At 38.2% G+C, this 20,984-nt stretch carries 14 protein-coding genes and 2 pseudogenes; 13 read left to right on the plus strand and 3 right to left on the minus strand.

Translation table 11 applies throughout. The features are described 5' to 3' along the window. Window positions 1–68 precede the first annotated feature (68 nt). A pseudogene (locus HZR21_RS01500) lies at window positions 69–2,461 on the plus strand (glycogen/starch/alpha-glucan phosphorylase). A 106-nt stretch (window positions 2,462–2,567) separates the two neighbouring features. On the opposite strand, the gene HZR21_RS01505 reads toward HZR21_RS01500, so the two are convergent. Continuing rightward, a complete protein-coding gene (locus HZR21_RS01505; RefSeq protein ID WP_180745780.1) occupies window positions 2,568–3,758 on the minus strand; it encodes a BaiN/RdsA family NAD(P)/FAD-dependent oxidoreductase in 1,191 nt (396 codons plus the stop codon). 303 nt (window positions 3,759–4,061) lie between these two features. On the opposite strand from HZR21_RS01505, the gene HZR21_RS01510 reads away from it, so the two are divergent. The 7 genes and pseudogenes from HZR21_RS01510 to HZR21_RS01540 all read left to right on the plus strand — a co-directional run bounded on the left by HZR21_RS01510 (window position 4,062) and on the right by HZR21_RS01540 (window position 11,650). After that, entirely contained in the window at window positions 4,062–5,636 is a 1,575-nt protein-coding gene (locus HZR21_RS01510) for an FtsX-like permease family protein (protein ID WP_180745782.1), read from the plus strand. A 6-nt stretch (window positions 5,637–5,642) separates the two neighbouring features. Beyond that, window positions 5,643–6,314, plus strand: a complete 672-nt coding sequence (locus tag HZR21_RS01515; protein ID WP_180745784.1) for an ABC transporter ATP-binding protein — start codon at window positions 5,643–5,645, stop codon at window positions 6,312–6,314. Continuing rightward, window positions 6,307–7,842, plus strand: coding sequence for a PASTA domain-containing protein (locus HZR21_RS01520; protein WP_180745786.1), 1,536 nt, complete (start codon window positions 6,307–6,309; stop codon window positions 7,840–7,842). The genes HZR21_RS01515 and HZR21_RS01520 overlap by 8 nt, the downstream gene beginning before the upstream one ends. Window positions 7,843–8,199: 357 nt before the next feature. After that, window positions 8,200–9,546, plus strand: coding sequence for a glucose-6-phosphate isomerase (locus tag HZR21_RS01525; protein WP_180745788.1), 1,347 nt, complete (start codon window positions 8,200–8,202; stop codon window positions 9,544–9,546). A gap of 128 nt (window positions 9,547–9,674) precedes the next feature. After that, complete coding sequence (locus tag HZR21_RS01530) at window positions 9,675–10,154, plus strand: thiol peroxidase (protein WP_180745790.1); 480 nt, start codon at window positions 9,675–9,677, stop codon at window positions 10,152–10,154. Between the two features lie 464 nt (window positions 10,155–10,618). Continuing rightward, window positions 10,619–11,062, plus strand: a pseudogene (locus HZR21_RS01535) (glycosyltransferase); the annotation flags it as partial. Between the two features lie 33 nt (window positions 11,063–11,095). Continuing rightward, complete coding sequence (locus HZR21_RS01540; protein WP_483605843.1) at window positions 11,096–11,650, plus strand: glycosyltransferase; 555 nt, start codon at window positions 11,096–11,098, stop codon at window positions 11,648–11,650. Window positions 11,651–11,749: 99 nt separating this feature from the next. Here the strand turns inward: HZR21_RS01540 and HZR21_RS01545 are convergent, their stop codons facing one another. Next, window positions 11,750–12,964 (minus strand): cation diffusion facilitator family transporter, encoded by a 1,215-nt coding sequence (locus HZR21_RS01545; RefSeq protein WP_180745795.1) that lies wholly within the window; start codon window positions 12,962–12,964, stop codon window positions 11,750–11,752. A gap of 141 nt (window positions 12,965–13,105) precedes the next feature. Between HZR21_RS01545 and HZR21_RS01550 the strand changes: the two genes are divergently transcribed. The 3 genes from HZR21_RS01550 (at window position 13,106) to murA (ending at window position 18,117) form a co-directional block, all read left to right on the plus strand. After that, entirely contained in the window at window positions 13,106–14,812 is a 1,707-nt protein-coding gene (locus HZR21_RS01550) for an ABC transporter ATP-binding protein (RefSeq protein ID WP_180745797.1), read from the plus strand. Next, window positions 14,812–16,716, plus strand: coding sequence for an ABC transporter ATP-binding protein (locus HZR21_RS01555; protein WP_180745799.1), 1,905 nt, complete (start codon window positions 14,812–14,814; stop codon window positions 16,714–16,716). Before HZR21_RS01550 ends, HZR21_RS01555 begins: the two co-directional genes overlap by 1 nt. 132 nt (window positions 16,717–16,848) lie before the next feature. Next, window positions 16,849–18,117, plus strand: coding sequence for a UDP-N-acetylglucosamine 1-carboxyvinyltransferase (gene murA / locus HZR21_RS01560; RefSeq protein WP_180745800.1), 1,269 nt, complete (start codon window positions 16,849–16,851; stop codon window positions 18,115–18,117). 288 nt (window positions 18,118–18,405) lie between these two features. Here the strand turns inward: murA and HZR21_RS01565 are convergent, their stop codons facing one another. Then, window positions 18,406–19,281 carry a LysR substrate-binding domain-containing protein gene (locus tag HZR21_RS01565; RefSeq protein ID WP_180745802.1) on the minus strand — a complete coding sequence of 292 codons (876 nt, stop codon included), beginning with the start codon at window positions 19,279–19,281 and terminating at the stop codon, window positions 18,406–18,408. Window positions 19,282–19,405: 124 nt separating this feature from the next. Here HZR21_RS01565 and HZR21_RS01570 point away from each other — a divergent pair, with 124 nt between their 5' ends. Beyond that, a complete protein-coding gene (locus tag HZR21_RS01570) occupies window positions 19,406–20,413 on the plus strand; it encodes a YeiH family protein (protein WP_180745862.1) in 1,008 nt (335 codons plus the stop codon). A 147-nt stretch (window positions 20,414–20,560) separates the two neighbouring features. After that, the gene (locus HZR21_RS01575; RefSeq protein WP_003138626.1) at window positions 20,561–20,803 is read left to right on the plus strand and encodes a type B 50S ribosomal protein L31; all 243 of its coding nucleotides are present in this window, start codon (window positions 20,561–20,563) and stop codon (window positions 20,801–20,803) included. The last annotated feature ends 181 nt before the right edge of the window (window positions 20,804–20,984 follow it).

Raw genomic sequence — 20,984 nt, forward strand, 5'->3', positions numbered from 1 at the left:
TGTGTTAAAATGAAATAAATGTGAAAAAACATTTTAAACATACTAAATAAGATGAGGTGGCTATCGTGATGCAATTAACCAAAGAAAAAATTATCCAAGATTTTAAAATGCAACTTCATGAAGATTTCATGATTCAAAATACTGAGGCGACAGCTGATGAGCGCTTTATTGCATTAGCGAAACTAATTAAATGTTATGTCATGCCGGATTGGCTTCGTCGTCGTGACGAAATTGTCAAAGAACAGAAAAAAACTGCCTACTATTTTTCAATCGAGTTTTTACCAGGTAAGATGTTACAGACCAACCTTTTGAACCTCGGTATTTATGACTTGGTTCAAGAAGCTTTGTGTGAAATCGGTGTTGACTTGATGGATTTGGTCGATGCAGAGCGTGATATGGCTTTGGGAAATGGTGGTCTAGGACGTTTAGCGTCTTGTTTTATGGATAGTCTACCGACAATCGGTGCGCCAGGATTTGGCAATGGCATACGGTATAAGTACGGTTTATTTAAACAAAAAATCGTGAATGGCTACCAAGTTGAACTACCAGATGCTTGGTTATCTTCTGATGGTAATGTGTGGGAAACTAAGAAGCCCCACTCGGCAGTGGATGTCAAAATCTATGGTAATGTTTATCTCGTGCCTCAAGAGAATGGCGATTTAAAACCTATCTACGAAAATGTTAAGACCCTTCGCGCTGTCCCTTACGACATTACGCAAATTGGTTTTAAAAATGATGTGGTCAATAATCTGCGTTTGTGGGATGTGGAAATTCCAGAGAAATATGAGTTGGATTATCCGACACTAGCTGATCGTCGTCGTATCGAGGATATTACAAGTGTCCTTTATCCAGATAATGCGACACGTGAGGGTCAATCTCTACGCTTGATTCAGGAATATTTCATGGTGTCAGCTGGTTTGCAGACGATTGTCGCGTCTTACGCTAAGATGGGACTTCCGATGGCGAAAATTCATGAAAAAGTTGCCGTGCATATTAATGACACACACCCTGCAATGGCGGTACCTGAATTGATGCGTATTTTGGTCGATGAGTATGATTTGGATTGGGATGATGCTTGGGCAGCAACGACACAAGTCATGAGCTACACCAATCATACGATTTTGTCAGAGGCACTTGAAAAATGGGATGCGGGTCTGTTTAAAGAGATTGTGCCACGGATTTACCAGATTGTCGGTGAAATTGATCGTCAGTTTGTGAAAGCGTGGGTAGGTAAAGTTGATGCGCCTGTGATTAATCATACACGGATTATCCAAAATAATCAGATTCATATGGCGAATTTGTCGATTATTGGTGGGCATTCGGTCAATGGTATGGCAAAACTCCATACAGAGCTGTTGATTGAAGATGTCCTTAAAGATTTTTACCTCCTTTATCCAGAGAAGTTTAATAATAAAACTAACGGTATCGCGCAACGTCGTTGGAGTCAGATTGCTAACCCTGGCATGTCTGCGTTATTAGATAAGCAAATCGGTGATGGTTGGCGTTCAAATATTCATGAGTTATTAAAATTAGAAGACTTTCTAGACGATGCATCTGTTCAGCTTGATTTTTATCAAGTCAAGCAGGCGAATAAACAACGCTTAGCTGACTATGTCAAGAAAACACAAGGTATCGACTTACCAATTCATGCGATTTTCGATGTGCAAGTTAAGCGGCTCCATGCCTACAAGCGTCAGCTACTCAATGTCATGCATATCATCAAACTCTATCAAGATTTGAAAGATAATGCAGCATTAGAGATTACACCGCGTGTCTTTTTCTTCGGTGCAAAGGCAGCCCCTGGCTATCACTTTGCGAAATCAGTGATTAAAATCATCAACGAATTGGCAAACTTGATTAACAACGATGAGAGCTTGAGAAATCAGTTAAAAGTTGTTTTTCTAGAAAATTACAATGTCAGCCTAGCTGAACTCATTGTCCCTGCGGCAGATGTTTCTGAGCAAATTTCAACTGCTGGGAAAGAAGCGAGTGGTACTTCTAACATGAAGTTCATGATGAATGGCGCGATTACTTTAGCGACACTTGATGGTGCCAATATTGAAATCAAAGATGCAGTCGGTGAGAGGATAATATTGTTATCTTTGGAATGGATAAGGATGCAGTTTATGGTCACTATGCACGTCATGACTATAATTCACGTCATATCTATGAAACCAATCCGAGATTGAAACGCGTCGTTGATGCGTTCACTGATGGTACGATTCCTAATACTCACTATGAAGGCCATGAGATTTGGGATGCTTTAATTTCTTATAATGATGAATATTTCTTGCTTGAAGATTTTGATGATTATGTGGCTAAGCAAGCCTATATTTCAGAACTTTACAAGGATAAGAATACATGGCAATCTAAGGCGATGAAAAATATCGCCAACTCAGGTCGTTTCACAAGTGATGATACAATCGAGCTATATGCGCGTGAAATCTGGGAAATTATTTAAACACTAGTTTGAAACAAGTCATTTTAAAAATGACTTGTTTTTTTATTCCCTTTAGGGAAAAAAAACTTGTAGGCAATCTCCCACAAGTTTACTTATCTAAAATGATTTAACTAATCCCAGCTACCCAGCCAGTTGCAAGCGCTGAGGTGATGTTGTAGCCACCAGTATGTGCATTAATATCCAAGACCTCGCCTGCGAAATGCAAGTTTTCTACAGATTTACTCATCAACGTTTTGGGCTTGATTTCACTTAAATCGACGCCACCTGCTGTGACAAAAGATTTTGCTAGGCTCATGGTACCAGTGACTTTTATAGGGAAACACTTCATGAGATGAAAGAGTTCGGATAATTTTTTAACAGAGACTTGTTTGACTTTAGCCTCTAAGTCAATTCCAGCTGTGGTGATTAGAAACTCAGCCAAACGTTCTTGGAGGAGTAACTTTGCAACATTTTTGACTGACTTGTCTCGCAGCTGTTCAAATTTGTCAGAGATATCATCCTCAGACAATGTCGGAAGAAAATCGAGTGTCACATCATCAGTACCATTTCCCGTCACAAAAGTAGAGGCGCGCAAGGCAGCAGGTCCAGATAGGCCAAAGTGGGTGAAGAGGAGGTCGTGGGTGATAGGGTGTTGGTTAATCGTCAAAGTAATTTCGCGCAAGGAAATGCCTTGTAAGGTTTTGTGGGGAAAGTCTGTCGTCAAGGGACTTTCAGCGGGTTTTAAATCGGTGACTTTTAGCTTGAAATGTCGTGCGATATCATGACCGTAGCCGGTTGAGCCGGTCGACGGGTAAGATTTTCCACCAGTTGTGACGATGAGTTTGCGGCAGGTGAAGGTGGTATCAGCTGTTTTTATCAAGAAGTCGCCTTTTTCTACTTTGGTCGTTGATAAGACTTCGGAGTTGGTTGAAATCGTGACGCCTTGTTCAACCATTTTAGCTTGTAAAGCGGAAATAATCGTTTGTGATTTGTCAGTCGTCGGAAAGACGCGACCGTGGTCTTCAATTTTGAGAGACGTGCCGTTGTCTTCAAAGAAGTTGATAATATCATGGTTGTCGAACTGGGCGAAGGTGCTGTATAGAAATTTACCACCATGTGGAATATTTTCGAGAATTTCTTCTAAGGTACCATTATTAGTTACATTGCAGCGTCCGCCGCCTGTCATAGAGAGTTTTTTTCCGAGTTTTTTATTTTTTTCTAGCATTAGTGTTTTGTGGCCGTAGTAGCTGCTGGCAACTGCTGCCATCATACCTGCGGGTCCGCCACCAATGATAATTGTATCGTAATTTGTTTTCATATCTTTTATTGTAGCATATCTTTGAAAGTCTTGTTTGAGGTATAATTGATAAAAAAGACAAGTTTGTTAGTGTTGAAAATTTAGAATTATGTTATGATTGAGATATAAATTACAACTGGATTAAGGATTAAGAAGTCGTCTGGTACCATTTTGGCATTCAAGGTGTTTTTTATGTCAAATATTAAAACGATTGTTACGGATTTCTATTGCCTAACAAATCTGAACAATCCGATGTTAATTAGCACAATAACCTCTTAGTTAACTTTGCTTTTAGCTAATGCTCATACTAATTAAAGGAGCATTATGAATTTTTTTAACCGCGCCATTCGCTCAGTGACACGACAAAAGTCAAAATCGATGATTCTATTTGCTGTTATTTTCGTACTTGGTAATATTTTAGCAGGTAGTGTTATTATTCAGCAATCTACACAAAATGTTGAAAAAACGACTAAGGAACAAATGGGGGCGATTGCAACCGTTGGGATAGACTGGAGTAATCCTAAAAATCAAAAAGTCATTGAACAAATGACGGCGGATGAATACTCAGCATTAACTGAAAAAATCATTCAAAAGATTGCGGATAGTCCTTATGTCAAAAATTATGATTATTCTGAGCAAACTGGTTATAATTCTAAGTTGCTTAAACCTTATGACCCAGCAGCAGATAAAAAAGCTGAAGAACCAGATAATGGCGCAGATGGAGGGTTTGTTAATACCTATATTCCGGTTAGGGGCGTACAGGACCCAAAAATCATGGATATTGCTTTAGGAAAAATCAAGCTAGTTGATGGTAGTATTTTTACAGCAGATGATATAAGTAAAGGGGCAAATGTCGTCTTTATTTCTAAGAAATTTGCTGAGAAAAACGGCCTTCACGTTGGCGATGAAATGACCATTGACCAAACGACTGAAGGTATGGTAAATCCAGAAAAAGCAGAAAGTTCAGAGCCAGTCAAGTCATTTGATACCAAATTTAAGGTTGTTGGGACCTATGATGTACTAGAACAAGTTCAGAAAAAATCTGGTCAATCAGGTAAAGCATCTAATGACTCAGTTGTTCATGCGGCAGCTTTTCCTGGTGGCTCACCGCAAGATATGTTTGATTTTGATAATTATAATACTATCTACATGCCTAACAAAGCAGTTCATAATATGTCACAAGGCTTTAGAAAATTCCTTCAAGCAGAAATGCCTGAGGTGATGTCAGGTGTTAGCCAAGAAGATATTGACGCAGCTGATAAACCTTACTATACAACTATTTATCAGCTGAAATCAGTTGATGATTTAGATAAGTTCAAGGCTGATACCAAACCTCTTTTACCCAAGAACTATTCAGTTATGGCATCAACAGATGAATTTGATAATATTGCAGGACAGTTCAATAAGCTCTCTAAAATTGCCAAAGCGGTTATTATCGCAGCAGTTTTGCTTTCAATTGTCTTGATTTTACTGGTTATCCTACTCTTTATGCGAGACCGCAAACGCGAATTGGGCATTTATCTATCACTTGGTGACAAGAAATCGAATGTTATTTTGCAAATTATGGTTGAAGTGTTAACCGTAGCTATCATTGCCTTAGTTATTTCGCTGACTACTGGGAAATTCTTGGGAAGTTTCGCGTCAGAAGCCTTTCTAAGTTCAGATAGTGGTCAGTCTGCAAATGGTGGAATGAGTGGTAGTATGATGAGTTCATCTGCTATGTTCAATACAGGTATAGCGGTTGATGCAGATACAATAGCGAAAAATTATGCTGTTTCATTTACACCTTTTTATATTGTCACTTATCTGCTTGCAGGTTTAAGTACAGTTATTGTGTCAGTCCTTTTATCAACGCTTTATATTTTTAAATTAAAGCCAAAGAAAATTTTGTTGGGGTAATGAGCTATGTCAATTATTGAAACTAAGAAACTGAATTATTACTATCAAGATGGTGATATGCAACGCTATATTTTAAGAGATATATCGGTTAGCTTTGAAAAAGGACAATTCTACACGATTGTTGGCGAATCCGGTTCTGGGAAAACAACTTTTCTAGCCATGATTGCTGGTTTAGATGTGGCAAAAGATGGTCAAGTTCTTTTTGAAGGAACCGATATTCAGACTATCGGACTTGAAAATTATCGTCGCAATAAAATCTCGATTGTCTTTCAAAATAATAATCTAGTGCCTTATTTAACAGCGATTGAAAATGTCCTTGTGGCAATGGATATCACAGATAATACACTACTTGCTGATCAAAAAACGGTGGCTTACAATCTACTAGATTATATCGGGATTACACATGAGAAGGCAGACCGTTTAGTGAGCGAGTTATCAGGTGGGGAGCAACAACGGATTGCGATAGCTCGAGCACTTGCAACCAATAGTGATGTCATCTTAGCAGATGAGCCAACTGGGAACCTTGATGAAGATCGTGAAGGTGAGATTGTCGAAATATTTAAACGTTTGGCACATGACAATAAAAAAGCGGTCATTGTTGTGACACATTCTCAAGAGGTGGCAGAAAAATCTGATGTGACTTACCGTTTGAAAAAAGGAAATTTAATTAATGAGTGATTTTTTATCAAATTTTACGAGCGATAAATACAAGAAGGATGCCGAAGAGCATAAGCTTGTAATGCCCGATACAGAAGTGACAGAGACGGATATAGAAAATTCGTCAGTTGCGTCTGTCGATTCAGATACTTTAGAAGATGTGACGCCTGATCTATCTGAAGTTGATATCTCTGATGCTGTATCTGATGAAATGTTAGAAGACGCTATCACTAGCGACTTTTCTCATGAAGCATTCGAAGGCGAAAAAAATGAAGAAAACTTTACTGATGTGTCAGAAGATGAATTAGACAACGAAACTGACGTATCAGACGATGATTTAGAGTCATTTCTGATGGAACTGGCTGCCTCTTCTTCTGAGGATGATATGGTAGTCAAAGATCAATCTTTTGCTAAAAAACAAAAAATAAAACGAGGCATTATTGCAGGTTCAAGTCTTTTGGCGGTCATTGCGATTGCGTGGTTTTATTATGGTCAGACACATGTTAAACTACCTGATTTTACAGGGAAATCTGTAAGTACAGCACAAACTTGGGCAGATGAACATAAGGTCAAATTAGAAGTGAAACGTGTTTATGATTTTGAGAAAGAAGCCAATATTGTTATCAAAGAATCTGATAAAAATAGGACAATTTCTAAGAAAAAAACAGTTAATCTGACAGCTAGTTTAGGGGCAAACCCAAAAGAAAAAATTGAACTCCCAGATTTTTCTAAGATGCCAGTTGCTGAGGCGCGTGAGTTTATCAAGAAAAATAAACTAGAAAATACATCTGTCCAACTTGATTATTCGGAGACAGTAGCAAAAGATACTTATCTCAAACAAACTTTTGCAAATCAGGCTGTCACGCCTGAAACCTTTAAGCGTGAAGATAATTTGACACTTTATTACTCTAAAGGTAAAGAACCTGTCGTACAAAATATCGAGGTTCCAGACTTTTCAAGTCAAACTAAGGAACAAATTAACACTTGGAGTAAGGAAAAAGGTGTAAAGGTCGCTTTCGAATACGCTGAGAGTGAGTCGCTTGAGGCAGACAAGGTGATTTCTCAATCAGTTGCTAAGGGTCAGAAAGTATCGAAAGTAGATACGATTACAATCAAGCTTTCTCTTGGTAAGCCAATGACTGTACCAGATTTTTCAAGGTTTACTTTTGATGAATCTAGCGGAGCAGCTAAAAATCTACCTGTTATTTCAAAACAAGTTTATAGCGATACAGTCCCCTATGGTGGCTTTATCAGCCAGTCGATACCAGCAGGTACCCAGTATTTCGCAAAAGATACAATACCTGATATTACGGCGGTTTACTCACTTGGACGAGTTTATATTAAGGATTTGAAAGGGCAAACTGAGGGCGACTTGCAGGGAACTTTTTATAATGACTATACATCGAAAGGTGCTAATATTTCCTATCGCGTGCAGTATGTTAACAGTCCTGAAACCAAGGGTACCGTTGTTGGTCAGAGTTCGCTTAATGAGTTTGTCCCACTATCTTGCACAGTCTTTATTCAAATCAGTAATGGTCACGAAAAATAACTAAAAACGAGACTGAGACAAACATCTTGTAACAAATAGACTATAAACGATTTCGATATTAATCGGTATTGGTTATAGTCTTTTTTGTATAGCTTTTGATGGTTGTAAGAAAGAATACGAAATTGGTAATAGAACTGCTAATTTTGTTATTAAGGAGCTTTTGGAAAATGGTTGCTGCACCATTGAAAAATAAGTCACAAATTCATGACAAAATCCTTGAAAAAATCCCTAAAAAGCGGTAAAATGAATCAAATTGATTTTTTAGTGAAAACGATAACAGTTTGCTAGAAAATCCAACTTGACGCATGAGCGTTAAGAGAAACGTGTGTTCCCACACCAATTAATTAAGGAGAAAACATGTCACACATTAAATTTGATTACAAAACAGCTTTACCGTTCGTTGCTCAGCACGAATTTGACTACTTACAACCAGCAGTGACAGCATTTGATGCTGCCTTGCGCGATGGTTCTGGACAAGGGTCAGACTTCACAGGCTGGATTGATCTGCCGAAAGATTACGATAAAGCAGAATTTGCGCGTATCTTGAAATCAGCTGAAAAAATCAAATCTGACAGTGATGTTTTAATCGTCATTGGGATTGGTGGGTCTTACCTTGGTGCAAAAGCAGCGATTGACTTCTTGAACAGCTCATTTGTTAACTTGGAATCTAAAGAAAAACGCCAAGCACCACAAATTTTGTACGCAGGTAACTCAATTTCTTCAACTTATTTGTCACAATTAGTTGAATATGTTGGTGATAAAGATTTCTCTGTTAATGTTATTTCAAAATCTGGTACAACAACAGAGCCTGCTATCGCTTTCCGTGTCTTCAAAGAACTCTTGATTAAAAAATATGGTCAAGAAGAAGCGAACAAACGTATTTATGCAACAACTGATAAAGCTAAGGGTGCGGTTAAAGTCCAAGCTGATGCAGAAGGTTGGGAATCATTTGTCGTACCAGATGCTGTTGGTGGCCGTTTTACAGTCTTGACACCGGTTGGTCTTTTACCAATCGCAGCAAGTGGTGCAGATATCCAAGCTTTGATGGACGGTGCAGCTGCAGCCCGTGAAGAATATAGCACACCAGACTTGAAAGTCAACCAAGCTTACCAATACGCAGTTCTTCGTAACATCCTTTACCGTAAAGGTAAAACAATTGAAATCTTGGCTAACTATGAACCGTCATTGCAATACTTCAGCGAATGGTGGAAACAATTAGCCGGCGAATCAGAAGGTAAAGACTATAAAGGTATTTACCCAACATCAGCTAACTTCTCAACAGATTTGCACTCAATCGGTCAATCTATCCAAGAAGGTAGCCGTAACCTTTTTGAAACCGTTATTAAAATTGAAGAACCAACATTGAACATCAATATCCCAACAGAAGCAGAAGATCTTGATGGTCTTGGCTACCTTGAAGGAAAAGATGTTGACTTCGTCAATACCAAAGCTTTCCAAGGTGTGCTCCTTGCTCATACTGATGGTGGTGTACCTAACTCAGTTGTAACGATTAAAAAACAAGATGAGTTTACATTGGGTTACCTTATCTATTTCTTCGAAATCGCTATCGGTCTTTCTGGTTACCTCAATGGTGTTAATCCATTTGACCAACCAGGCGTTGAAGCTTATAAGAAAAATATGTTCGCTTTGCTTGGTAAACCAGGCTTTGAAGAACTTGGTGCTGAATTAAACGCCCGTCTATAAAAACTAGTCGTTCAAGTATAAAAACTATTTTGAGTTTATGCTTGAGTAAATATGTAAGTCGTTTGAGTGTAAACTCAAGCGATTTTTTATTATAATAAAATCAAAGAGAATAAAGGAGCGAACAAAACATGATTATTACAAGAAATTGTGAAGACTTTTCAGAGATTAACCCACTAACAACAGGTCAAGCACCTGACTTCAGCCTGAAGGATCAACACGAAAATATCGTGACTTTGTCAAAATTGCCTAGCCCAACTATTATTAGTGTTTTTCCAAATATTAATACCAGCGTCTGCTCAGTTCAAACGCGTCGTTTTAATCAAGAAGCCGCAGCTCACAAAGAAATTGCTTTCCTATCAATTTCTAACAATACGCCAGAAGAACAAGCCAACTGGTGTGCGGCAGAAGGTGTTGAAATGACGATTCTATCTGATGCCAATAATGAATTTGGCAAACTTTACGGTATCGTCATGGCTGAGGCTAATCTCTTGGCTCGTAGTGTTTTTGTTATCAAAGAGGGTCAAATCATTTATGCAGAAATCTTACCTGAGATGACTGATGAGCCTGATTACGAAAAAGCATTACAAGTTGCATCAGAGAATGTATAAGAAGAGAAAATAACTAAAAAACACTAACTTAAGAAATCTGACAATGGTAATAAACATTGTCGGATTTTTTAAGTTAACTAACTGTTTTATATCGATGCATGACTCATACAAGACAATTTCAGAAGGATTGTATTATCAAAGAAGGTACTTGAAATCAGCTTAATTTTATTCGGAGAGAAGAAAAAGAGATTTGCATTATTCTTGAAATCATCAATTCTGTTTTTAGAAAGCTATTCAATGAACTGTCGGATGGTAAATATATTGGCTGTCTATTTATAATATTATTTTGACAAAGTTATATAAATAATGATATAATAACATTTTGATTTTATTATTAATTTGATTTGCTAGTAAAAGACAAATCGTTAAGAAAAGTGATGCTATAAATAGCCTATATACTAAAATTTTATATTGATTAAGAATTAGGAATGTTGTCCTGTTTGGACGATTATAGGAGAGATAAGATGAATAAATGGGTTACTTTTACTTTACATGGAGAGGGTGCAAATGCCATTCAAAAAGTAAATGCTGATGTCAGAGAAGTTGCGATGCAAATGGGTTATAAACCCCTCTATATTTTTAGATATGATGGCAGTAATGAATCAGACGAAGCACTGAATGCTAGGATAGATGGTATTACAGCCGCAGTAAAACCTGGAGATATCATTTTATATCTTTATCCTGTGCTTAATGGTTTTCGTTTTGACAAGACTTTTATTGGCAATTTAAAAGCTAGGGGTTGTAGATTTGCAATTTCTATTTTGGATTAGGAGCAACTGCGGTATCCAAAAGAATTATTTAGCTATGAGCAAGTTGGTAAAGAATATACGCTTTTCAATCAGGCTGAGGCGCTTATCGTTCATGGTCAAGCGATGGCTGATAAGTTAAAAGAACTTGGAAATACGTCTATGATGATTCAAAGGGGACCATTTGATTACTTGATGTCTGATACTGAGGCACAGCTTACTAATCATCTCCAAAAGAAACTAACTTTTGTTGGTAGTTTTGATAAAAGTCCTTTTATTAGCACTTGGAATTATCAGACAGAGCTTTCTGTTTTTGGGTCTTTATATTATGGAAACTCAAAAGAGACATTTCCAATAAGTCCAAAGGTAGAATTTTTAGGAATTGATAATTTTCTACAGCGGATACCACGAGATAGATTTGGTATATTCTGGGATGAAGGATTTAATTATCAAGTCTACTCTCGCTATACTTCCCCTCACAAAGTTGCCCTCTATTTATCGCTTGGTATACCTTTAATTGTTTGGGAAGAATCTGCTACTGCTGTGTTAGTTAATAAATATGGACTCGGTTTTACAATTACTTCGTTAGATGAAATTGATACTTTATTACAAAATACCAGTGATGAAGCATTAGTTGAACTCAAAAAAAGAGTCAATGAATTTAGTTATTTTATTCGAGAAGGGTCGTTTACACGACGCGCGATTAGAGAGTTAGAACAAGGTCTATTTAATGGTTTTTGGGCTGGATAGAAGTAAGACAATCCTTTAGGAATAACAATTTAGGTATGACTTAGTTAAGTATAGAAGAAACTCCCCTTACATCAAAATGCGAGGGGAGTTTTTTTTGAGTTAACTTAGTTTAGAAAAATTTGCTTTTAGGGTCAACTGACGTGCCTCGCAGTACCAGTCTGTCTGTCTACGCCAAATGCTGGTAACAGCAAAATTTTGTCCTTTTTCAAAATAATGGTAGGTAATGACAAAGGTTTTTTTAGAAATACGATCAGGTTTGAAACCACCGATGGCAAGGTGTTCATGTTGTTCCAAAAGTTTTTCTGCTTTGTCAATTTCGACACCGTCTGCTCTGATTTCTGTGAAATGCTCAGAGAGTAGGTTGGGGTCTGTGCCATTCAATACTTTTTCTTCTAATCCTAAAATGACTAAGGCAAGGCTAGCATCTCGTGCCTCGTCAGGTAATATCGCAGGCTCGACATGTACATCTACATCAAAGACATCGTAATCTTGTTTTAAAGCTTTTTCAATCACTTCCGTTGCCTCATGACTTTCGTACACTGAAAGGTCAGGCGACATTTCGACGACGACGTCGAGGAATATATTGCTGCCGTAGGTTCTACCGCGAATGAATTTAACTGCCATAACTTTAGGTAATTTGGCAATGGCAGCTGTATAAATACTGATTTTTGTTTCATCAAAACCGTCTGATAGGCTAAAGACGGCCTCTGCAAAAATATCATAGGCTGTTTTGAAGATAAAGACTGTGATGACAATTGCCATGAGTCGGTCAATGATTGTGAGGTTAAAGCTGGCTGCAAAGATGGCAATAGAGGTTGCGATGGAAGATACGGCATCGGATAAGTTATCTTTGGCAGCGCTCATCAACCCGGAGCTTTTAGATTTGAGTGCTAGATTACGGTTATAAAAGTAAATGATCAACATGACAATAGCAGAGAAGATGCCAACAATTGAACCAGATAAATCGACAGGTGTATGCTCGTTATTGATGATGGCTGTAATCGTATCTTTTAAAACGAAGAAACCAACAGCAAACATGATAAAGCTAGTAATGATAGAAGCGACGGATTCGACTTTCCAATGGCCGTAGGTATGGTCATCATCCGCAGGACGACGTGCGATTTTTAGACCAATCAGGACGGCGATATTTCCTAGGATATCGGTGATATTATTAAAGCCATCTGCACGCAAACTTTCGGAATGCGTCGTGTTGGCAATGACGAGTTTTAGGATAGAAAGGACGACATAGGCCCAAATACTGATGAGGGCGCCACGTTCTGCTAATTTCAAATCTTGATAGCGTGTATTTTTCATCCTCTTATTATAACAGATTTTGGACGCATAAGACAGAAAAATTTCATAGAATATGTTAGAATGAAAAGGATACTGTGGATGTCTATGCAAAAGATTATTTTTGATGGAGATGCCTGATACTGAAAGTCAGAAGGGAAAGATATGCTCATTAAAGCAATTAAACAATACAAGTTTTGGGCGCTAGGCTCACTTGCTATGGTCATTTTGGTCGTTGGTACGACGCTTTGGCAGCCACAAATTTTAACCAAAGTACTGGAGGCTGTCTCTAATAACGACAAAGATAAGATAACCAATTACGGGATTCAACTAATTATTATTGCGGGGATTGGCCTCTTAGCTGGTGTGGTGAATACGATTTTTGCGGCTAAGATTGCTCAAGGTGTTTCGGCTGATTTGCGGGAACAAACTTTCCGCAAAATCCAGAGTTTCTCATATGCCAATATTGAAAAATTTAATGCCGGAAACCTCGTTGTTCGCATGACCAATGACGTCAACCAAGTTATGAACTTGATTATGATTTTATTTCAAGTCTTACTTCGTGTGCCGCTCTTATTTGTTGGCTCATTCATTTTAGCTATTCAAACGTTACCTAAATTATGGTGGATTATTGTTCTTTTGGTAGTCGTCATCGTCCTGATCACCGGTGTTTCCATGGGAAGCATGGGCAAACATTTCGGCGCTTTCCAAACCTTGATGGATAAACTCAACGGCATTGCCAAGGAAAATCTCCGTGGCACGCGCGTGGTGAAATCGTTCGTCCAAGAAAAAGAACAAGCTGCTAAATTCGATGCCAATTCAGATGAGTTGCTCGGTCATAACCTGATTGTCAGCTACATCTTTTCTGCCATGATTCCAGCCTTTACCTTTGCGGCTTACCTGGCAATCTTTGGTGCGATTTGGTTTGTTTCAACTTATGTTCAAAAAGAACCTAAAGATTTGGCAAGCATTGCCTCATTTATGACTTACATGATGCAAATCATGTTTGCCATTATCATGGGTGGTATGATGTCGATGATGGCATCACGTGCTTTCATCTCACTGAAACGGATTGGTGAAGTCATTAACACTGAACCAGCCATGACCTTTAAAGATGTTCCTGATCAAGATTTGACAGGTAATCTTGAATTTGACCATGTAACCTTCACTTATCCGACAGATGATGAGCCAACTTTAGAAGATGTTTCCTTCAGCATCAAAGCTGGCGAATTAGTCGGAGTCGTTGGGGCAACTGGTGCTGGTAAATCAACGCTTGCTCAACTCATTCCACGTTTATTTGATCCAACTGAAGGTTCAATCAAAATAGATAGTCATGATCTACGCGATCTCAGCCGAAACACCGTGCGTGAGACCGTTTCTATCGTTTTACAACGCGCGATTCTCTTTTCAGGAACAATTGCTCAAAACTTGAAACACGGGAAAGCTGATGCTACTGTTGATGATATGAAACATGCCAGTGCTATCTCGCAAGCCCGTGAGTTCATTGAAAAAATGTCGGATGTCTTTGAGAGTCCGGTTGAAGAACGTGGGACCAACTTCTCAGGCGGCCAAAAACAACGGATGTCTATAGCTCGAGGCGTTATTGGGGAGCCTAAAATCTTGATCCTAGATGACTCAACCTCTGCACTAGATGCCAAGTCTGAAAAATTAGTTCAAGAGGCTTTGGCGGGTGAACTGCCAAACACCACTAAAATTATCATTGCTCAAAAGATTTCATCAGTTGTCCATGCAGATAAGATACTTGTTCTGGATGCCGGTAAATTAATCGGCGTCGGAACGCATAAAGATCTTGTTGAAAACAATGCGACCTACCGTGAAATCTATGAAACACAGAAAGGAAGTGATGATTAATGAAAGAATATAGTAAAGCGATTAAGTTTTTCTGGAATTATTTCAAGAAATTCAAGGTCTCATTTTTCATCATCACACTAACGATTATCATTGCCACTTATTTACAGGTTAAAGTGCCCGTTTTTATTGGTGATGCCCTGACACAGTTGGGTGAATGGGTCACAGCTTACTTCAAACACCAAGGTGCTGAAAAAATCGTCGCATCCTTTAACGGTCATATTCCAGCAGAACTTCCTCAGGCTATGATTGGTGAATTAACTAAAAATGGGATGCCGACGGATGTAACTGCTTTGGTTGATTTAGCCAAACATACACCTGAAAAAACAGTCTTTTTCAGCATCATGTGGAAATTGCTCATGTCTTATGTTTTCATGACGATTGCCATGCTGATGTATGAAGTTCTTTTTGGACGAATCGTTTCTCATGCAACAAACTCAATGCGTAAAGGTTTATTTGGTAAACTTGAGCGCTTGACGATTTCATTTTTTGACCGCCACCAAGATGGCGATATCCTCAGCCGTTTCACATCAGACTTGGATAACATTCAAAACTCTCTCAACCAATCACTCGCGCTTGTTGCGACACAGGTTGCCATGTTTATCGGTGTGATTATCATGATGTTCCGTCAAAATGTCTCTCTAGCGTGGGTAACCATTGCCTCAACGCCAGTTGCCATTTTACTGGTTGTGATTATCATTCGTCAGGCTAAGAAATATATTGACTTGCAACAAGATGAAGTCGGTAAACTCAACGCCTATATGGATGAGAAAATTTCAGGTCAAAAAGTCATCATCGTTGAGGGACTGGAAGAAGATGCTATTGACGGTTTTGTCAAGCAAAATAACAAAGTGCGTCAAGCGACTTTTAAAGGTCAGGTCTATTCGGGTATGCTGATGCCAGTTATGAACGGCATGAGCTTTGTCAATCTGGCAATCGTTATTTTTGCAGGTTCTATGATTGCACTCAATTATAAATCAATGTCAACAGCTGCAGCGCTTGGTTTGGTTGTCATGTTCGTCCAGTATTCACAACAATACTATCAACCTGTCATGCAAATTTCATCGTCATTTTCACAACTCCAAATGGCAGTGACAGGTGCACGTCGTTTGCAAGAAATGTTTGATGAGCCAGAAGAAGTTCGCCCTGAAAATGGCATCATCTTTGACGGAATTAAAGATGAAGTTCAAATCGACCACATCGATTTCAGCTATCTGCCAGGTAAACCAATCCTAAAAGATGTCAGCATCAACGTTAAAAAAGGCCAAATGGTCGCTGTTGTCGGTCCAACTGGCTCAGGTAAAACGACTATCATGAATTTGATGAATCGTTTTTATGACGTGGACAATGGCAGTATTAAATTTGACGGCGTTGATATCCGCGATATGGATTTGGACTCATTACGCCGTGGCGTTGGGATTGTGCTACAAGATTCAGTTCTGTTCAGTGGCACTATCAAGGATAATATCAAGTTTGGTTTTGATGCAACGGATGAAGAAATCATTACAGCTGCTAAAACGACGCATATCCATGAGTTTATTGATAGCCTACCAGATAAGTATGATACCGTCGTTGATGATGACGAAAACGTCTTCTCAACTGGACAAAAACAGCAGATTTCAATTGCTCGGACGATTTTGACCAATCCAAAACTTTTGATTTTGGATGAAGCAACGTCAAACGTTGATACTGTAACTGAGCAACAAATTCAATGGGCTATGGAAGCAGCGATTGCTGGTCGAACATCATTTGTTATCGCGCATCGTCTTAAAACGATTCTGAATGCAGATAAGATTGTCGTGCTAAAAGATGGTGTTGTCATTGAAGAAGGCAGTCACCAAGAACTCTTGCATGTGCCAAACGGTTTCTATGCAGAACTCTATCATAATCAATTTGTCTTTGAATAAAAGAGAAAATGACTGAAAAAGTAGGCCAACATAGTCTGCTTTTTTGTTGGTCTTGTAGGTGTCAAATTTTCATTTTTATGGTAAAATAGATAAGCATGAAATTGACATTTGAGAATTGGATTATAATAAAAAATGAAAAAAATAGTAATTAATGGTGGTAAACGCATTTCAGGGGAATTGACGATTTCTGGTGCAAAAAATTCAGTCGTTGCCTTGATTCCTGCAACCATTTTGGCGGACGATGTGGTGACCTTAGAAGGTGTACCGGATATTTCCGATGTTGCAAGTTTAATTGAAATTTTAGAGATTATGGGCGCTAAGATTGAGCGCGATATCGAAGCAGGAGTTGTAGTTATTGACCCACGCGGTGTTGAATCGAAACCGCTACCTTACGGTAAGATTAATTCTTTGCGTGCCTCATATTACTTTAATGGCTCTTTGTTGGGTAAATTTGGAGAAGCAACGGTTGGTTTGCCCGGTGGTTGTGATTTAGGACCTCGTCCAATTGACCTACATATTAAGGCATTTGAAGCCTTGGGTGCACGCATGACTTTTAAAGAAAATGCCATGCATTTAACGACTGATGGTGCGCCTTTACACGCTGCGACCATCTTCATGGATATGGTTTCAGTTGGTGCGACGATTAATACGATGTTGGCTGCTGTTAAGGCTGAAGGTCGGACGATTATTGAGAATGCTGCACGTGAACCTGAGATTATTGATGTTGCGACTTTGCTCAATAACATGGGGGCAAAAGTACGTGGTGCAGGGACAGATGTTATTCGGATTGATGGTGTTCAAAAATTAGGTGGTGCACGTCATACGGTCATTCCTGACCGTATTGAGGCTGGCACTTATTTAAGCCTTGCGGCAGCTTTTGGCGACGGTGTCGTAGTCAACAACGTGATTTACGAGCATCTGGAGTCTTTCATTGCCAAGCTTGAAGAGATGGGCGTTCAGATGATTGTCCGCGATGATTCAATTGAAGTGTTGAAATCGGAAAATCTTAGATCTGTTAGCATTAAAACCGTGCCTTATCCAGGGTTTGCGACAGACTTGCAACAGCCAATTACACCCCTTCTTTTGATGACCAATGGTCGTGGTAAAGTTATCGATACTATCTATGAAAAAAGGATTAACCATGCAGCAGAGTTGGCACGTATGGGGGCTAATATCGTTGCAAATTACGGTGAAATTACTTATCATGCGCCGAATGACTTGCATGGCGCAGAAGTGATGGCAACAGACTTGCGTGCAGGAGCTGCCTTGGTCAATGCCGGTGTGATGGCAACAGGTGAAACAAAAATTTCAAATGTTGAGTTCATTTTGCGTGGTTACGATAATATCATTGAAAAAATGACGTCGCTAGGTGTTGATATTAAATTAGTTGATGAAAATTGAGATAAAAGTCTCTAAAAATAAACAATGAACGATTTTAAATGTTATTTGAATGTTTTACTGCCTATTTTTGTCTCATTTTTAATAATTTGTCAACCAACATGGTAGGTGATTATGATATAAGAAAGCATACAAAGAAGGTAATAAAAACGCTGATTTTATGCGACTTTGTGTTCTTTACGTAAAAATAATTGGCAAAAGAAAAGCAAGCTACCCAACTTATTTGATTGGGTAGCTTGCTTTTTTTGCTATGACAGATGCCTTTTGTATCATCTACTTTATTCTAGCGAATCATTGGGTCTTGTTGTTACCTAAAGCAATATCATTTTTAGAAATATTCTTGCTGCTGTTTGTTTTAAAATCGGCCCTTTTTTGAATCCATTGCATGACATTTGTTAATTCTGGGGAGGCATTCTGGTCTCGAGTGATTAAATAGAATTGACGACTATATTTTTCTGATAGTTTTTGATATGTTAGCCCTTTAGCTGCACGTTGAGAGATAATGGCACAACCAAACCCCTTTTTAAGAAGTGCAATAATGATTTCATTATTTTGGACGGTCATGGTTTCTTTTTGAATATCGTTTTCTTCTAAGTACCGTTGTGTGTAGTAGTAGACACCAGATGTTTTTTCCCGGATAAGCCAAGGTCCTGTCGTAGGATTGCCTGCTAAGACGAGCTGATCGTTAAACAAAGGAAATCGACGTATATTTTTCGCTGATAAGGGCTTTTCGATAAAACCAAAATCAATGTCATGATGTTCTAGTGCATTTAGAACCTCGAGTGAGTTCATCATTTTAATATTAAAAGAAATGTTTGGAAAGTACTGTTTTAAACTGATGATCAAATCGGGTAATAAGTAAATAGAAAATGTATGAGATGCAGCGATGTTACAATTTGTTATTTTATCTTTTCGATTTTGTATCTCGAGTTTTAAGTCTTCCCAATCATCTAATAGATTTCCTGTTTTCTGATATAGTAAATCAGCTTGTGGCGTCGCTAAGACTTCTTTTCTGCCATTACGTCTGAAAAGTGTCGTTCCTAACTCATTTTCTAATTGTTTAATTTGCGCAGAAACCGTAGGCTGTACGACGAATAAGAGCTCAGCGGCCTTAGAGAAATTTTTTGTTTCATAGACTACCTTAAAAGTTGTTAATTTTTTGAACATCGATTTACTCCTATCATTTTTTTTGATTAAAGCTATTATATCAATTAATCAAAATAATGGAAGTATTGATTTATAATAGTAATAGAAATTAATTATTTATCGGAACAGAAGGAGAAAAAATATGATGAGATATGAGTCATTACATAAATATAAAACAATCCTACCAGGATTAGGGTTATCTATCTTAGTAGCAATCATTGCCAAAATTAGTGCTATTTTCTTGCCAGATTTAGGTGGGGCAACACTTGCAATCCTTTTTGGCATTGTATTAGGTAATACTTTTTTTAAGCAAGAAGTTTTAGAAGTTGGGACAAAATTTTCTGAGAGTGTTTTGCTAGAGTATTCAGTTGTTTTGTTAGGCTTTACAGTAACTTTTCAAACAATTAGTCGTTTGGGCTTGAATGGTTTAGGCTATATTATGGCGATGATGACAACAGTGATTATTTCGACCATTTTAATTGGCAAGAGTTTAGGTTTTTCTGACAATATGTCAACGATGATGGCTGGTGGAAACGCTGTATGTGGGTCTTCAGCAATTGGTGCCATTGCCCCAAGTATTGGGGCAAAAGATGAAGAAAAAGGTCAAGTAATTACACTTGTTAATCTGTTAGGCACTGTCATGATGTTGACTTTACCATTGTTGGGGGCGATGCTATACGGGAAACACTTACTAGCGAATAGCGCTTTATTGGGAGGAACTTTACAATCTGTTGGACAAGTTGTTGCAGGTGCTAGTTTAATCAATCAAGAAACAGTTAGTTATGCCATGTTATTTAAAATAACTCGGATATTATTTTTAGTTGTTGTTGTTTTCATTTTTCAACAACGGACGAAAAAGCAAGGAACGACGCAAGTTACAAATCTGAAAAAAGTATCAGTTCCCTGGTATGTTATCGCATTTTTAATCGTTTGTATCTTAAATAGTTGTATCAAATTACCACATATTTTCAATGACAGCGCACATCAAATTGGCACATGGTTTGAAACAATCGCATTAGCTGCGATTGGCTTGAGACTAGATTTCAAAAAATTCATGAAAGAAGGGCTTAGCTTTTTAACTTATGGCGTACTAGTCGGCATAGTTCAAACACTTGCGGCACTTCTCTTTATTTATTTGTTTAGGATTAGTTAATTTAAAGGATAGCATCTGTATCAGTGTAAAAAAACTCCTTACTAATTGACTTTTGGACTTGAAAACACGTTGGAATTTTGGTAGAATAATCTAGTATTGATTACTTTGGACTGGCAAACAGCCCAAGGCAGAAAGGAAATATCGAACATGAAAGCAGACATCCATCCTAATTATGGACCAGTTGTATTTATGGATACTTCAACAGGTTTCAAATTTTTGAGCGGTTCTACAAAAAGCTCAAAAGAAACTGTTGAGTGGGAAGATGGTAACACATATCCATTAATCCGTGTGGAAACATCATCAGATTCACACCCATTCTACACTGGTAAAGCTAAATTCACACAAGCCGATGGCCGTGTGGACCGTTTCAATAAAAAATACGGTTTATAAGAAGGTACGCGCAAGCGTGCTTTTTTTAATTGCATTTTTTAGCGATGCATGTAAGCTAGAAAGCAAAATTTAGGGAGGTCAGTCATATTTATCTAAGGCAATCAGAATCGTACTTTTATATATTATTTTTTATATATAAGAAAGACAACAAAACTGGAAAAAATTTGGTATAATGAGAATC

Source organism: Pseudolactococcus laudensis, assembly GCF_013449735.1.
GTDB lineage: Bacteria > Bacillota > Bacilli > Lactobacillales > Streptococcaceae > Pseudolactococcus > Pseudolactococcus laudensis.